Consider the following 298-nt stretch of genomic DNA (forward strand, 5'->3'; position numbering starts at 1 on the left):
CCACACCCAGGCCGCCGCCGGCGTCGCCGGCGTCATCAAGATGGTCCTCGCCCTGCGGCACGGCCGGCTGCCGCACACCCTGCACCTCGACGCGCCCACCCCGCACGTGAACTGGGACCGCGGGAAGGTCCGCCTCCTCGACGAGGCGGTCGACTGGCGGCCGGGGACGCATCCTCGCCGGGCCGGGGTCTCCTCGTTCGGCGTGAGCGGCACGAACGCGCACGTGATCCTCGAAGAGGCACCCGCCGACGCCGGGCCGGCGCCGCTGCCGGCCACCGTGGACGACGGCGAGCCGACG

At 76.5% G+C, this 298-nt stretch carries 1 protein-coding gene; it reads left to right on the plus strand.

Annotated elements, in window-relative coordinates:
• On the plus strand, positions 1-298 hold a 298-nt coding region (locus ONA70_RS36565; RefSeq protein ID WP_265011034.1), incomplete at both ends, for a ketoacyl-synthetase C-terminal extension domain-containing protein.

The sequence above is a fragment of the Micromonospora yasonensis genome, from assembly GCF_026013475.1.
Taxonomy (GTDB): Bacteria; Actinomycetota; Actinomycetes; order Mycobacteriales; family Micromonosporaceae; genus Micromonospora; species Micromonospora yasonensis.